Here is a 15,717-nt window from a genome sequence, read left to right as displayed (position 1 = left end):
ATGTTATTTCACTTTGAATCTGTAGGTGGCATGGATAGGTTCGCCGGATTTGGAGATTCCTTGGAGGTCAACAAACATCTCAGGCTTACTTTCGGTCAGGAGAAATTCAATCTGCGTTTTGCCTGATGCGTCTGTGACCACATTGGGATTCCAATAGATGGTGGACCTGAAGTCTATCGCAATCGGAGCACTGATGTCATAAGTTCCCGATGGAGAGTAAAATTCCCTGATTGGTACATACCCTTTGGATTTGATAGTTGCGTTGCCGGTGACGGGTTCATCTTCCCAGTTGTAATTTGGATTTCCTGCTTTGGTGAGTATATTGATAACTCCTCCTGCTCCGTCCGCACCGAAAACAGCTCCTTTGCTAAGACTCGTAAGTACGTCTATCCTTTCAATTTCCGAAACCGGCAAAACTGCTACCATCCCAGGCATGGCCCTCATACCGTCGATGAAAAAAGTTGCTCCTCCGGCGTTGGCGATAGAGGCACCTCCTCCTCTGATAATGACACTAGGAGGTGGGTTGATGCTAAATACATCTCCTACCACATTGACGCCAGGGAATCTTCCCCTAAGCACCTGGAAAACATTTTGAAAATAGTAGAATTCTTTGGTCACAGGCATCGTTCTATCGGGAGCATTACTGTATTGGATGGCCCGGTTATCAGGTTTCAAACTTCTTTTCCCTGTCACCGTGACTTCTCCCAATTCGATTTCCTGGCTGAGTCTGAATTGGTCCATCATGTTTTTTGCTTCTTTGACAGATACAAGGTATTCGTCAAAATCTTCAAATTTATCTCCCGAGGGAAGCAAGGCCTTGTTTCTCTCTTGGAATTTGGGATTTCCCGGAATGTTCATGGCAACTTCATTTCTTTTTACCTCGGTAGTTTTGCCACTGTTTTTTTCCCTTTCTATAAATGCCTGCAGGTATATCCCCACCGAATCCAAATAGTCCAATCCAACAAAAGAAAAATCTCCGATTTCGTTGGTCGTTCCTTCATAGACAATAGGCATTCCAAACCTGTGGTTTACAAGAATCCGCAATTCATGTGGCTCTTCGACCGGTTTTTCATTCACCTTATATACTTTTCCTGTCAAAGTCAGCCCTTCCTCGAATCCGTATGTAGGCGGACTGCTTAATCTTCCCAAATCCTTCCAAGAAAACCTTCTCCAGCCTTGAGTCAAAAGGAGATTGTCGAGGTATTTTTCAGCATTTGGGTTTTCAGGATTGAAGTAATAATCTGGTTGCTCTATTTCTCCTTTGACTTCTGAACTCAGCAGAAAGTAAGAATAGATGTTCTCTGCATTTTCAGGCTGCAAGACCTGATAGGCATCCGTCACCGATACAGAGAAGTTTCCTTCCACAGCCCTTTGGAATTCATCCAGAACTTCAATGTTCAATTGGACGCGTTCTTTGGGTTTATATTCAGCTTTTACTGTTTGGAAGATTGCAGTTCCTTTGGAAAAAGGGAAAAGATAAACCAGTCTCTCTGCCAAAAGTGTGGTCTCCTCATCCATGAGTGTAAAAGTGATCAGACCCTGAAAGAAGTCGTCTTTGGATATCAATGTCTCATGGATAGCCTGTTTTCCGTCAAATTCCTTTTCAAATACTTTTTGGCCTTTGGACAGTCCGACGAGGTAGAGTTTCTTGTCCTCATTGGCTGCAGCGAGATTATGTCTGATCTCTACTTTGATTTCTTCTTCCGAATAGAGAGGATCAAAATCAAGGACATAGCCCTGCTTTTGGATTCTGCTTAAAGCAAATTTAGACCAATCCTGTTCAGGTGATTTGGCATAAACTTCATAGAATTCATTCTCTTTTGGGGTAAATCCGAAGCTTCCCATTCCGAGGTGTTCGGATTGGAATCGCAGGATAGTATCTGACCGGCTGTTCAAAATATAGCCAATGACATCTGTACTCCGCCCGTAGGCATCGGTGGCTTTGAAACCGATTTTACTTTGGATTCCTTCTACGAGATCTCCTCCTTCGGGGAAAAAGCCTAGATTCAATTTGGAATCCGAACCCGCATATTCCCAACCTTCACCCAATTCGCCAACCCAAATGTCTTTATGGAAATAAGCTGCATCACCAAAATTCCTCATCCATTGGGTATATGCCCGAAGGGAGTACGCTCCCGGCTCTAAGTCTTTTGGCAGGACGATGTCTCCCTGACCTTTGCCCTCTTCCAACCTCATGATGATGCGGTCAATGTATCTTTCGAATTTGGCATCGTACAGGTCCACATAGAGGGGAATAGATTTGGTCGCTTCCGGCTCATCGCCTCCATTTTCAATCATGCCGTAAGCTTTGATCCAAATGGTGTCATTCAGGACATAATGTGGCTTATCGGTATGGAGGTAGACTTTTTCCCATGGGAAAGTACTGTTAAAATCCTTGAAGGATGCGGTCAATTTTTCTATGGGAGTTTGGGCTAAAAGACCGAAGTTGAAAAAAGCAAATACACCAAAGCAGAGCAATAAGGTCACGCATTTTTTCATATGGCTAAAAAGGTTTTCCTAAAATAAGAAAATAACGGATGAGTAAAAAAATAGTTTCTTTAAAATTCACCCTTAAATCACCTCATTTAACCCAAAATAAAATGCACTCTGATCCCCAAAGGCGATGTCCAATCGGATATTTAGCCCTTCCTCATTGAGCTTATACCGGAATCCAAAACCAGCTCCGTACCGGAATCTATTCCACCCAAAATCCCCAATCTTCGGTGCCACTTGCCCTGCATGTCCAAAAAGTACGATTCCTAGATTTCTGTGGACAGGCAATCGGTATTCTGCCTGATGGACCATGGCATGGTTGTCCCGGTATCTTCCTTCAAAATATCCCCGCATCCGGTCGCTTCCACCGATCAATGAAATATGCTGAAAGGGCGGATTGCCGGTGGTGAAACTCCACCACGATTGCAGGGCAAGAACATGCGTATCGGTAGTTTTGATATATTTTCGAAAATCTGCTGTGTATTGGTTGAAGCTGAAGTTGCTCCCCAAAAATGAAGCAAACCCCATCCAGCTGAATCTGTTGTTCCATCCTTTGGTGGGCTGAAAGATGTTGTCCCGGGTATCATGGTTGAGGTTCAGTCCCAAACCAGAAAGCCGCTGCCCGTCGTATCCCGCCACTTGGCTGGTTTCCAATAAACCGCCTGGAACACGCCTGTAGATGTCATCAATGCGGAATTCATATCTTGGCCCAACAAAAATTCCTGGTATAATTTTGCGTTGGTAATTCAGGTGAAAATAGGCAAATCGGGTCGTGTAGGATTCTCCCTCTTCGGTGATAGGTTCATTTCCAATGCCATAAAACTTAAACGGGAAGTTGGAAAGTTCTAGTCGGCCATTTAAGTATTCTTTGTTTTCATTGGCCCAAAGATCGAGTTCTGTGGTGAAAATCGTTTGGTTGTTGAGTGTGTAGAGAAGTGTGATCGGAATAGATGAAGGACGGAGGTTAGGATTGGTTTCTCCTTTGAATTTGAAAACCCGAATGGCGCGGACGCCAAGTCCTAATCTGGTTTCAGGGGAATAAGTCACTGCAGGAATGAAAGCCCACTTTTCACCCGAGATAAGGTCTATAACCTGGTCTCCCAAATCAAAAATCCTGTCTATTCCACCGGATTTAGGAATGGTGTCATTCACGTCTTGAGCGGTAGCCAAGGAAAAGGTCATGGAAAATACAAAAAATAAAAAAAGGGCTGTTTTCATCAGCCCCAAAAGTAAGGAATGTTTTTTAAAACCTTAATCCATAAATTTTTCCACTTCTTCCCTGATGATGACGTACTGAAATAGGTCACCGACTTTGCCATTTTTGATGAAGGCATGTCTCAGGATGGCTTCAGGTTCATAGCCTGCACTTTCCAAAATCTTCATTGAAGGTACATTGAAATCAAAAACTTGGGCGTAAATCCGCTTGACGGCAGGGAATTTTTCCAAGGCATATTCCGTAAACAACTGCACTGCTTCTGTGGCGATTCCCTTTCCCCAGAAGGGTTCCCCCACCCAAAATCCGATTTCCATATTGGTCCGGAGTTCATCTTTGCCGATGTCACAACCCACAGACCCTACCAATTTACCATCAAATTCTACAGCAAAATTTTGGGGGGGGTTGAATTTTTGGTTGTGCTCGATCCAATGGCGCGCATCGTGGATGGTATATGGAGAAGGAAAACTATCCCTCAGGTTTTTGGCGATATTTGGGTTGTTGGCGATAGGATACAAGCTGTGATAATGGCCATCATTCCATGTTACCAGGCTTACATTTCCTTTTCCTTGAATCTTCATTTTGTGGCAGATTATTACTTTTTAAGATAACGGAGTTTTTTGAGTTTCCTTAAAAAGAGTTTATGTTTTTTTTGAGTTTGCGGAATTATGAATTGATATAACAAGCTAGATTTTTGTTTTTAGGCAATCATCATTCCCTTTTTACCATCCTGTTAGCTTTATCTGAAAATATCCCTATTATTTCAAATAATCTTTATTTACCCCGATCCAAACCAAAACCATTAATTATATGTGGTTCGAGTTTCAATTTCCCCTGCTTTCGACCATGGACTGTATACCTATTGACTATTTTCTCAATCTTCCATTTCTGAAGGATTCATCCTGTCGAGGTTTTCTGCAAGACGCAAGGCCGAGATAAAATCCTCAATATTTCCCTCCATCACATCGGGGAGGTTGTACACGGTCTTATTGATCCGGTGGTCAGTGACGCGGCTTTGGGGATAATTGTAAGTTCGGATTTTGTCTGAGCGATCTCCACTCCCGACCATCGTTCTCCTTTGAGCGCCTACTGCCTCATTGTGCTTATCCAATTCAATGTCGTACAATCGGGAACGGAGCACTTTGAGGGCTTTCTCAAAGTTTTTGATCTGGGATTTTTCATCCTGACAGGTCACGACAAGTCCGGAGGGAATATGCGTCAACCTTACCGCAGAATAAGTCGTGTTGACCGATTGTCCTCCCGGACCGGAAGAACAATAGGTATCCTTTCGGATTTCATTCATATTGATGTTGACCTCGACTTCGTCCATCTCGGGAAGGACTGCGACGGTAGCGGCTGAAGTGTGGACACGGCCTTGAGTTTCGGTGGCGGGAACACGCTGCACGCGGTGCACTCCGGATTCATACTTCATCATCCCATAGACATCATCGCCTGTGATGGTGCTGATGATTTCTTTATATCCTCCCGATGAACCAAAAGTCAGATCGAGCACAGTCAGTTTCCATCCTTTCTTCTCGCAAAAACGCTGGTACATCCTGAACAAATCTCCTGCAAAAATCGCTGCTTCGTCTCCTCCGGTTCCACCTCTGATCTCAAGGATACAGTTTTTGGAGTCATTGGGGTCTTTGGGGATAAGTTGCTGACGAAGTGATTCCTCCAATTCCTCTTCCCTTTGTTTCAGTTCGTCAAGTTCAACTTTGGCCATTTCCCGAAAGTCCGGATCTTTTTCTTTGTCGAGGATTTCCTTGGTGCTGGTAATATTCTCTTTGACCAACTTATATTCGTCATACAGGTCCACCACTTTTTCGAGGTCTCTGTATTCTTTGTTGAGTTTGGTGTACTTGGACATGTCAGACATGGAGTCCGGCTGTATGATCAGCTGGCCTACTTCTATAAATCTGTCCTTCAGCGCTTGTAGTTTGTCAAGCATAAATCAATAATTGTTGAGCGGGTGCAAAATTAACAAAAATATCGGTTTTGGGATTTTAAACCTTTGCCTGTCGGGCATCGGAATCCTGTTATCTTTGTGACCTCAAACAAAAAATTGCCATGAAACTCTTCACCAATACCGTCAGTGCAGTCATTGAAGCCATCGATGAGATTTTTAACCGAAACAGGTACGCAGACAAGGTGATAGAAAGAATTTTGAAATCCAATCCAAAATGGGGTGTAAGGGACAGGGGATTTATCGCTGAGTCAGCTTATGAAATGGTGCGCTGGTGGAGATTGCTCAACGAGGTAAGTCCCTCGGATGATTTGTACCACCTATTTGGGACTTATTGGGTGCTTCAGGGAAATGAACTTCCGGACTGGAGAGAATTCAAAGGCATGGATCCGAAAATCATCTTGGCAAAATACGACAGGATCAGAGACAGGGCGGTGCTACAGTCGATTCCGGATTGGTTGGATGACATGGGGGCTGAACAGCTTGGTGACAAATGGGAGAAGGAAATCGAAACCCTCAACCAAGAAGCAGATGTCGTCCTCAGGGTCAATACGCTCAAAGTGACCCGTGAGCAACTCATGAATAGACTTGCGGAAGAAGGCATAGAATCCTTTGCACCAAAAGGTTACAAAGATGCTTTGGTCCTTGCGAAAAGGCAGAATATTTTTAAAAATCCCGCTTTCAAAGAAGGACTTTTTGAGATACAGGATGCTTCATCACAACTCGTGGCGGCAGCCTTGGAAGTAGAACCAGGCATGCGGGTGATCGATGCCTGTGCAGGTTCGGGAGGGAAATCCCTTCATCTTGCCGCACTGATGCAGAATAAAGGTAGGATCCTGTCCATGGACCTGGAAGGATGGAAGCTGAAAAATACCAAACTGAGGGCGAGAAGAAACGGCATCAGCATCATCGAACCCAAGGTCATCGAAGGAAATAAGACCATCAAAAGACTGAAGGAATCTGCTGACCGTGTGCTGTTGGATGTGCCATGCTCGGGATTGGGCGTATTGAAACGCAATCCAGATACCAAATGGAAACTGACTCCTGAGTCTATAGAAAAGGTGCAGGGCATCCAACAGGAAATCCTTCAGAATTATGCCGGCATGGTAAAGCCGGGCGGATTGTTGGTCTATGCGACCTGTAGTATTCTGCCTACAGAAAACCAAATGCAGGTTGAGAAGTTCCTTGCTTCCGAAAACGGCAAAAACTTTGAATTGGTAGAAGACCAAAAAGTTTTGGCCCAGGATAGCGGGTATGATGGTTTTTATATTGCGAAAATGAAGAGAAATAGCTGAGCAAAAATCTTATAAGAAAATATTTATTTTGTAAAAAGTCTTTATTGGGCTTTTTTTAAAATTCAATTCAATAGATATGTTGTTTTATAGTAGTCCACTATTTTTTCTTTGCGACTTTGCGACTTTGCGGGATTATTTTTCCTAAATTTAAAATAACCAAACCTCTAATTCCCATGACTCTAGAAGCTGTTTTTGGCATGGCCAGCACCTTGGCCTTTTTCTCATGGATTGCACTGTTTATCTTCTATCCCCGCAAATGGATTTATCAGACCCTCTTTTCAGGGGTTTTTATTTTGATGGCGCTGACCTATGCTTTCTACATCATCCCGGCCTTATTCACAGGAGGAGAAGGGGGATTCAGTACCCTGTCAGAGGTCAGGTTATTGTTTGGATCCGATGAAGCATTGTTGGCTGGATGGATCCATTACCTCGCATTTGATTTGTTTGTCGGAATGTGGATTGCCAAGGATGGATGGGAAAAGGACATCAGTCGATGGCAAGTATTTCCCTGTCTGATTTTAACTTTTATGATGGGACCTATTGGCTTGTTGTTATACTTTCTGGTCAGGGCTTTCAAAATCAAACAACTCAATCAGAGTCCTTACCACCCATGATATTTGTCAAAAATATTTTCAAGAGAAGCAAATCCCTAGGGCAGTTTGGACTTCTCAATTTTTTGCTATTTTTCGTCCTTTTGGTCACCTCTTTTTTCGATGACAGGACTTTGATGGGAGTCAATATCTGGATGAAGCCGATGAAGTTCGCGGTCTCAATCGGGATATTTTCTTGGACGATGGCTTGGTATCTATTTTATCTTCCTCAAATCAGGAAAGTCCAAAAGATCAAACTGACCATCATCACAGCGATGTTGATCGAGCAGGTGATCATCATTTACCAGGCTTCAAGGGGAGAATTGTCCCATTTCAATGTCAGTTCGATAGGTAATGCGGTTCTTTTTCAACTTATGGGGATCGCCATTCTTATCAATACCGGTATGGTATTTTGGGCTTACCTTCTATTCGCAAAGGTAGAATCCCTGTTTTCAGGCTATAAAAGAGGCATTCAATTGGGGATGTTGATTTTTGTCGTGGCGAGTTTGGAAGGTTTTCTGATGGTGGGAAACTTGAGTCATACCGTTGGTGCCCCGGATGGTCAGGAAGGAATTTTCTTTCTCAATTGGGCAAAAACCTATGGAGACCTTCGGGTATTCCACTTTTTGGGGCTTCATGCACTTCAAGCCGTTCCGCTTTTTGCTTGGTTTTATGCCCGTGACAATGTCAAAAGAGTAAATATTTTTGCAGCGATTTATTTAATTCTTTCTTTAGGAACACTTTGGAATGCCATGGCTGGGAGGGGATTGTTTTGGGGTTGAATGGGTTGTAGTGGTTTTTTGGTGAATTGATAAGGGTTATCGACACTTTATTCTAATTGTTAATCGTTTTGGATTGCGTGAATCCGTCACATCTTCTTATCCTTAAATCCTCCGGCCCGCTTTTTCCGCCACAATTGTTTCAGTACTTCCCAATAGCCACCCCCTACTTTCATCAGCCTAAAAGAAGAAACCCCCATATCCGGCGTCCGGTTGATCCAGGAGATGGGCACCTCTTTGATTTTGAAGCCCATCAACAGGGGTTGTAAGCCCGTTTCGGCATTGACCGAAAAACCGGGCTGGGTGAGGTCGAGGCGGTCAACTACTTCCCTGCGCATCAACTTTAAGTTGTTGGTTAGATCACGGAATTTGCGCCGCAGTAAAATTTGGGCGATGGAATGAAATCCACGATTGGCAATAATTTTCTGTACCGGGTAATTGAGCAATACACTATGCCGGGAAAACCGGCTGCCGACGGCCACATCATAGCCTTGTGCAATGGCATCGAAGAGGTCGCGCAATTCGGGTAGCAAATGTTGAAAATCACAATCCATGGTCAATACATAAGCTCCCCGTGAAGCGTCGATACCATCCTTGATGGCCCGGCCCACACCGTTCGGTGGTTTGCGAAATACTGGTCGAATGAGGGGGTCTTCTTCTGACATTTTCCGCAATATCGCACCGGTACTGTCCGTACTGTTATCATCCACCGGAATGATTTCGAACAAATATTCACCGTAAAAACCTTTCAATCGTTCGATAAGTACCGGAATATTCATTTCCTCGTTGTGGCAGGGGATGACCACCGAAACCGAACCTTTCAATTGAGGATGGTCTACCAAGGAGGTAATGGGGTGTTCAACCTGTCGTGGTGGTTTTTGTACACGCAATAGGATGGAACCGGCCAAGGTCTGAACCCCGGAGGTATTTTCCAGAATAATGGACAGATTTCGTAAAACCCAGATAATGCGGGGCGTCAGGGGTGCAAAAACGAAATCGTTGTAGACCGCAAAAACCCGGATAAAACCAATTTCGGAGATCAGTTCATAAAGTTTCCGCCTGCTTAATAGGTTTCGCGGATCTCGGTTGCCAAATAGTCCCCTGATCTTCAGCATTATATTCCAGGGATTGCTTTCGTAAAAGATCACTTGCCCACCCGGTTTGAGCAGGTCATAGATTTTTTGCAACAACCACGCACAGTTTTTGGAGTCAAGGAGATCCATGGCCACGATTAAATCGAACTGTCGGTTCGCTAGTGCATCCGGTTGCTGGAATACATTGATAAATTCCACATATTCTGTAAAATGGATTGGACGGGTGTTTTCTTCGATAAAAGTGAGGGCGGAAATGGGATTTTCCCCTCGCGTAACCTTCATCAGCTGCTCGGTGAAAAGTCCTGCTCCACATCCCAACTCCAAAATGTTCTGATGCGGTAATAGGTGTACCAAATGCCGGAAGGTTTGTGCCCGCCACCAGAGTCGATCTTTGCAGATCGGATCTTTTTTCTTCCAATATTCATCGCGGTAGGTCTCCCTTATTCCCAATGGATACAAGGGGAAATCGAAAAGTGGCTCTTTTTTGACCGGGGCTGTAGCTTCCATTGTTTTTTTGGTTTCTTTCAATTATTATATTTTATTGACATAAAAAAATAATCTGCCTTTTGAAGGTATATGGGTTTCTTTCTTTTTACCTTAATCAACTACTTTTTTACCCTCTCCACCAATAAAAAAGTGTTAGCTTTGTTTTGTTCAACCTCTGTAACCCTATATTCCGGATTTTGGAGAATTTTGTTTTCCATCCATTGAGGACAGTGCATGTCATTCCATGATTCTGCTTTCTTCAGTCCCTTAACTTTCTCAGGACAAGTTTTATCGTAATCCAGATAGTCCATAACGATGAAGCGATCGAAGCGGCTTAAAAAAGTTTCGCTTTCCACAACCTGATCATGGAGATGTTCCGGATATTTTCTGAGAAAGGCTGTCATGTGTTTAAATTCCTGAGCCCCAAACATTCCGCTCTTCCCCGCCAAAGCCCCTTCTTCATCGAGAATGAAATAAAATTTCTCCGGTTGAGGATCATAAAAATGATTTTCCCAGAAGAAATAGGAAAATTGGCAGACTACTGGCAGATCTGAATGGTTTTTGATTATGATGGAACTTTCTGCAAGCCTTGGATTTTGTTTAAAGGATATACTGTTTTTTAATGGAATCCAAATGATCGTCAAAAAAAACAGGAAAAGAAGTAAAACAAAAATCCGATATCCCATCGACCGCTTTAGGAAAAAGACGCTTTTAGGGGAATCTTCCCCGTGTAGACCCATAATTTTGATTATTGGATGGAGACTGTGCACTAATATAATGCCTATCCCCAAAGCAGTAGGCATAAAGTATCTGCTCCAGAAGATTGGCTGCATGATTTTTGAAAGTAAGTAGACCCCAATAGGTACGACTACCCAGCTCAGTGCTGCCAATAAAAGATGCTTTGTGTCTTCAAGTTTTTTCTTGTTTTGGCCTATTGGGTTTTGTGTTCTTGGTATCAGAATATACCCAAGAGCAGTAATTAAAATCAACAAAAATAAACTGTTGTAATTTAAAAAAGTATTGCGCCATAATAATAAATTTATCAAATCCCCTACTACCGGCTCTGGAAGCCATCCTTGGGGTTTGCTTACTCCGATCTGAACAAAAAAGGCAGGTAAATACAAAAGAATGGTGAACCAGCTCCCGACAATGGTGAGATAAACCTTTAAACTTAGCTTCTTAAAAAAGAAGTCATAAACGATCAAAGCAACCAAAAGTGTTCCGCTGTAAAATGCCCCGTGCAAATGGGTGTGGATCAAGGCGGCATGCGCCAAAAAATTAATTAGTAGAAGTTTGTTTCTCGGCTCAAGTGTCCGGCAAATGCAATCATACACAAAAAGGGCCAATGCTGCGGTTGCCAGATACAGTCCGTACATCCTGGCTTCCGTATTTTGCTCCATGATCAATTGGGACGTGCAAAAAACCATTGCTAAACCGATAGCCACCGGCCAAAAATCATAATAGCGACGTAGGATGAACCAGATTAATACTAATGCAGTAAAGATTCCCAGAGCAGAAAAAAGGCGGAGGGATAAGGCCGAATCGCCAAAAATCTGCGCCCAGAGCCAGCCAATAAGAAAATACAAGGGGGGGGTATTGTTGATCTGATCACTAAAAGCTTCCCACATGTGCAGGAAGGATGGATCTGAGAGCAGGAACCATGAATAAATCTCGTCATTCCAAAAGATTTTCTTCCGCCCCATAATAATACAGGAACTGATTAGTGAAACTAGTATGGCCCCGAGAAAGAGTCCCTCTTTTAGGGACTTTCGAAAGTTTGGCATGACGTCAATCTTCATTATGCCCATCTAATGGTATTATTTCGGAAAATTTCCTGCAAAATACCGGGCACGTCATAGGTCAGCTTCCATTCCGGATAATGGTCCTCAAACTTCCCGATTTGGCTGATCCACCAAATGTGGTCCCCAATCCGGTTGTCTTCTGCATAGGTATATTCCAGTTTGTTACCGCTAATGGATTCGCAGATTTGGATGGCTTCTATCATCGAGCAGTTGCTGAATCTGCCGCCGCCGATATTATAAACTTCAGCAATCTTGGGATTCTGGTAAAAATGATAAAAAGCATTGATCAGATCATAGCTGTGTATATTGTCCCGGACCTGTTTGCCTTTATAACCAAATATGGTATAAGGTTTTTTGGTCATTGCACATTTCATCAGGTAGGATAGGAAGCCATGCAGTTGGGTTCCCGAATGGCTAGGACCTGTAAGGCACCCACCCCTGAAGCAGGCCGTTTTCATGGAGAAATACCTGCCGTATTCTTGCACCAATATATCTGCGGCGACCTTGGATGCGCCGAACAGCGAATGCTTGGTCTGATCGATACTCATGGTTTCGTCAATCCCTTGGGCAAAAGGATGGAATGCGTCTATTTCCCAACGCAGGTCCTGTTCTACCAAAGGTAGCCTGTTGGGTGTATCTCCATATACTTTATTAGTGGAACAGAAAATGAAAGTACTATCAGGAGCAAATTGCCGTGTGGCTTCCAACAGGTTAAGAGTACCGTTGGCATTGACCGAGAAATCGGTATGGGGATCTTTTACGGCCCAGTCGTGAGAAGGCTGTGCAGCGGCGTGGATGATGAGGTCAATATCCTTTCCATATTCCCTGAAGATGTTGTCAACACCTTTCTGATCCCGGATATCCACACTGTAGTGGATATAGGTGCTTCCAAACTGTTCGGCCAATTGACGCCTGTTCCAGTCTGTAGAAGCTTCGTCCCCAAAAAAGACGCGGCGCATATCGTTGTCGATGCCTGCAACAGTGTATCCCAAATTACAAAAAAAACGCACTGCTTCCGAACCGACCAGTCCAGCAGCCCCTGTGACGAGGATAATCTTCATATAGTCTTATATTAGACGTGGAGGATATTTAAAAACTGAGTTAAATTTAGAGGAAATTTTGAAAAAACAAGGTTTAGCTACCAAAAAAACATTCAGAAAAGGAATGACCTGGTTGTTAATTGATGTTTCATTAAGCCGTATTTCTGTCCTTCGTAAAGTTCCGAGTACCTGTCCCTAAGTATGGTTCTGTTTAATTGAGTACAGAAGTATGGAACAGCTTTATGCTTTTCCGATTGGAAGCCTGGCTTTTCTTCAGACAGGCTTTAGGATTTCAATTTACCATGTCACTTCCTTGCCATGGAAGCTAAGGTGATCCAAGTCTTGAATCTTGTGTCTTGCATCTAATGTCTCTTTTCAATTTATTTTTAAACCGAATTGACCGACAACTGAAAATGTTCTTATCTTTGACGGGCAAATAGGGTTACCTAACCGAATTTGCTATGAATCTTAATTCCAATAAATTTCTTTTTGAAGCACTCACCTACGACGACGTGCTTTTAGTACCTGGATATTCTGAAGTTCTTCCCCGAAATACAGATACATCCTCCCAACTCACCAAAAAAATCAGACTCAACATTCCGCTTGTTTCCGCTGCTATGGATACAGTTACTGAATCTGAGTTGGCTATTGCCATCGCGCTCGAAGGTGGGCTTGGATTTATACACAAAAACATGTCTATCGATCAACAGGCTGCTCAGGTGAGAAAGGTAAAACGTTCTCAGGCTGGGATGATTCTCGATCCTATTACCCTGGACATCGAATCCAAAGTAAGAGATGCCGAAGCCATCATGCGTGAATACCATATCGGAGGGATTCCGGTTGTGGATGAAAACAGGGTTTTGAAAGGAATCATCACCAACAGAGACCTGAGGTTTATCAAAGACCCCAATGTAAAGATCAAGGACATCATGACCCGTGAAAACCTGATTACTTCTAAAGCGGGTATTTCATTGGAACAAGCGGAAGAAGTCCTTCAGGAATACAAAATCGAAAAGCTTCCTATAGTAGATGAGGAAGGCAAATTGACGGGGCTGATTACTTACAAAGATATCTTAAAAAGAAGGGATAAACCCTTTGCGTGTAAGGATGAGTTTGGCAGACTTCGTGTCGGGGCAGCTGTCGGAGTCACCGCCGATATTGTAGATAGGGTCGAAGCCCTCAAGAATGCCGGTGTGGATGTAGTCTCTATCGATACTGCCCACGGACATTCCAAAGGCGTGATGGATGCCTGCCGTAAAATCAAAGATGCTTTTCCCGACTTGGAAGTCATCGTCGGTAACATTGCAACTCCTGAGGCTGCAATAGCACTTGCAGATGCGGGTGCGGATGCAGTGAAAGTAGGCGTCGGACCGGGGAGTATTTGCACCACAAGGGTGATTGCAGGCGTCGGAGTTCCGCAACTTTCTGCGGTCTTCGAATGTGCGGAAGCCTTGAAAGGAAGAAATGTACCCGTCATCGCTGACGGCGGAATCCGATATTCAGGAGACTTGGTCAAAGCAATCGCCGCAGGTGCAGGATCAATTATGATCGGATCTTTGCTGGCAGGAACAGAAGAAGCGCCCGGTGAAATGCTGATTTTTGAAGGAAGGAAATTCAAAACTTATAGAGGAATGGGTTCGCTCGAAGCGATGGAATCTGGGTCAAAAGACCGCTATTTCCAGGATGCAGAGGACAACATCAAAAAGCTTGTGCCTGAAGGAATCGTCGGTAGGGTAGCCTATAAAGGCTTGGTGTCTGAAGTATTATACCAATTGGTAGGAGGCCTGCAGGCAGGAATGGGATACTGTGGTACCCCGACTGTGGAAGACTTACAGAAGAATGGCAAGTTTGTCAAAATCACTGCCGCCGGTGTCAAGGAATCGCATCCACACGATGTGAGCATCACGAGAGAAGCTCCGAATTATTCAGCAAAAATGTAATCAATTCCAAAAGAAGCATATGGAGCGGTGGGTTTTACCTACCGCTTTTTTTTGTGAAATTATATTTTGATCAAAGTCCGAGGCTATCCATTTTTGCTTTGAGGTAATCTCCGTTTTCTGCAGGGTAGCGGAGGTCTTTGTCATACTTTCCGCTTTGCTTGGCGAGGGCCCAAATCAGACTTTCCCCGGCAGGAACCACCATGGGTACTTCATTGAAAATCGGGTCTTTGAAGGCCTCTTCTGCATCAATTATTTCCCATCCTTTGTCCTTGAAATGTGCGATCAGGTCATCCAGAAACAACGCCGATGCCAGGTTATGGTGCAAGAGAATCGTGTGGTTGATTTTCCTTCCTGTCAATTGATCAGCCAATCCATCATAAAACACTGCCCTGTCAAACATGTGTTCGATGTAAAAATCCCGGAACGCGCTGACATCAGTCTGTGGGTTTTCCTTGAGTCTTTCGACAAGGCGGCTTGCGATATACCAGTCTGAGGCATCAATGGTGACATGGCCGTTTTTGTAGCCTTTTTCTTTCAGAAAAGCCCTGAAGCCTTCCACTTTCTCCTTGGTTTCGCCTTCCTTGAGGTAAGGAAATCTGAAGTATTGGTAGAAGTTTGGGTAAGAACGGATGACAGAATCGTTGCGAAGCAATTCCGTTTTGAACATTTCCAATGTTGTTTTTGGGTCACTGAATCTCGGATGCGTATAAGTATGGTTGGCGATTTTGTGTCCTGCCTTGTCCCAAGAAGAAAGAACATATTTCCCTTTTTCATTTTGTAATGGTCCTACATTAGCAAAGAAGACCGCTTTAGCTTGATGTTTTCTTAGGTTGGTAAGAATCATTTCATTCCACTCTTCCAAAGTATAATTAGGCATATCCCGGGTCGATCCATCATCAAAAGTGAACGAGACTTTGGGTCTCGAATCGTAAGATTTTCCATTGGAAGGTCTGGAATCCAAATCCCTAACCAAGTTTAGGGTAATCAAAAGAAAAAGAAAGTGGATTGCGTTGGCCATT

The 15,717-nt window shown here is 43.7% G+C and carries 12 protein-coding genes; 4 read left to right on the top strand and 8 right to left on the bottom strand.

The genetic code is table 11. The annotated features are described in order from the left end of the window. Positions 1-3: 3 nt before the first annotated feature. The 4 genes from M3O96_RS16145 to prfA form a co-directional block, all read right to left on the bottom strand. Positions 4-2,499 carry a TonB-dependent receptor gene (locus M3O96_RS16145; RefSeq protein WP_249722282.1) on the bottom strand — a complete coding sequence of 832 codons (2,496 nt, stop codon included), beginning with the start codon at positions 2,497-2,499 and terminating at the stop codon, positions 4-6. Between the two features lie 72 nt (positions 2,500-2,571). Continuing rightward, complete coding sequence (locus M3O96_RS16140; protein WP_249722280.1) at positions 2,572-3,711, bottom strand: BamA/TamA family outer membrane protein; 1,140 nt, start codon at positions 3,709-3,711, stop codon at positions 2,572-2,574. A gap of 33 nt (positions 3,712-3,744) precedes the next feature. Then, positions 3,745-4,287 carry a GNAT family N-acetyltransferase gene (locus tag M3O96_RS16135; RefSeq protein WP_249722278.1) on the bottom strand — a complete coding sequence of 181 codons (543 nt, stop codon included), beginning with the start codon at positions 4,285-4,287 and terminating at the stop codon, positions 3,745-3,747. A 293-nt stretch (positions 4,288-4,580) separates the two neighbouring features. Beyond that, positions 4,581-5,657 carry a peptide chain release factor 1 gene (prfA, locus tag M3O96_RS16130; RefSeq protein WP_249722277.1) on the bottom strand — a complete coding sequence of 359 codons (1,077 nt, stop codon included), beginning with the start codon at positions 5,655-5,657 and terminating at the stop codon, positions 4,581-4,583. Between the two features lie 119 nt (positions 5,658-5,776). On the opposite strand from prfA, the gene M3O96_RS16125 reads away from it, so the two are divergent. From M3O96_RS16125 to M3O96_RS16115, 3 genes are all read left to right on the top strand, one after another. After that, complete coding sequence (locus tag M3O96_RS16125) at positions 5,777-6,967, top strand: RsmB/NOP family class I SAM-dependent RNA methyltransferase (RefSeq protein ID WP_249722276.1); 1,191 nt, start codon at positions 5,777-5,779, stop codon at positions 6,965-6,967. Positions 6,968-7,140: 173 nt separating this feature from the next. Then, positions 7,141-7,581: an ABA4-like family protein gene (locus M3O96_RS16120; protein WP_249722275.1), complete on the top strand. Its 441-nt coding sequence runs from the start codon at positions 7,141-7,143 to the stop codon at positions 7,579-7,581. Further along, positions 7,578-8,339: a hypothetical protein gene (locus M3O96_RS16115; protein WP_249722274.1), complete on the top strand. Its 762-nt coding sequence runs from the start codon at positions 7,578-7,580 to the stop codon at positions 8,337-8,339. The genes M3O96_RS16120 and M3O96_RS16115 overlap by 4 nt, the downstream gene beginning before the upstream one ends. Positions 8,340-8,425: 86 nt before the next feature. Here M3O96_RS16115 and M3O96_RS16110 read toward each other — a convergent pair whose 3' ends face one another. The 3 genes from M3O96_RS16110 to M3O96_RS16100 form a co-directional block, all read right to left on the bottom strand. Continuing rightward, positions 8,426-9,958: a glycosyltransferase gene (locus M3O96_RS16110; RefSeq protein WP_249722273.1), complete on the bottom strand. Its 1,533-nt coding sequence runs from the start codon at positions 9,956-9,958 to the stop codon at positions 8,426-8,428. Positions 9,959-10,035: 77 nt separating this feature from the next. Next, positions 10,036-11,619, bottom strand: a complete 1,584-nt coding sequence (locus M3O96_RS16105; protein ID WP_249722272.1) for a glycosyltransferase family protein — start codon at positions 11,617-11,619, stop codon at positions 10,036-10,038. Positions 11,620-11,714: 95 nt separating this feature from the next. Then, positions 11,715-12,779, bottom strand: coding sequence for an NAD-dependent epimerase/dehydratase family protein (locus tag M3O96_RS16100; protein ID WP_249722271.1), 1,065 nt, complete (start codon positions 12,777-12,779; stop codon positions 11,715-11,717). 440 nt (positions 12,780-13,219) lie between these two features. Between M3O96_RS16100 and guaB the strand changes: the two genes are divergently transcribed. Further along, positions 13,220-14,698 carry an IMP dehydrogenase gene (guaB, locus tag M3O96_RS16095; RefSeq protein WP_249722269.1) on the top strand — a complete coding sequence of 493 codons (1,479 nt, stop codon included), beginning with the start codon at positions 13,220-13,222 and terminating at the stop codon, positions 14,696-14,698. Between the two features lie 70 nt (positions 14,699-14,768). On the opposite strand, the gene M3O96_RS16090 is transcribed toward guaB, so the two are convergent. Then, positions 14,769-15,716 carry a polysaccharide deacetylase family protein gene (locus tag M3O96_RS16090; RefSeq protein WP_249722267.1) on the bottom strand — a complete coding sequence of 316 codons (948 nt, stop codon included), beginning with the start codon at positions 15,714-15,716 and terminating at the stop codon, positions 14,769-14,771. Position 15,717: the final 1 nt, after the last annotated feature.

It is taken from the genome of Aquiflexum sp. TKW24L (assembly GCF_023502205.1).
GTDB lineage: Bacteria > Bacteroidota > Bacteroidia > Cytophagales > Cyclobacteriaceae > Cognataquiflexum.
This window is presented reverse-complemented; position numbering and strand designations above follow the sequence as displayed.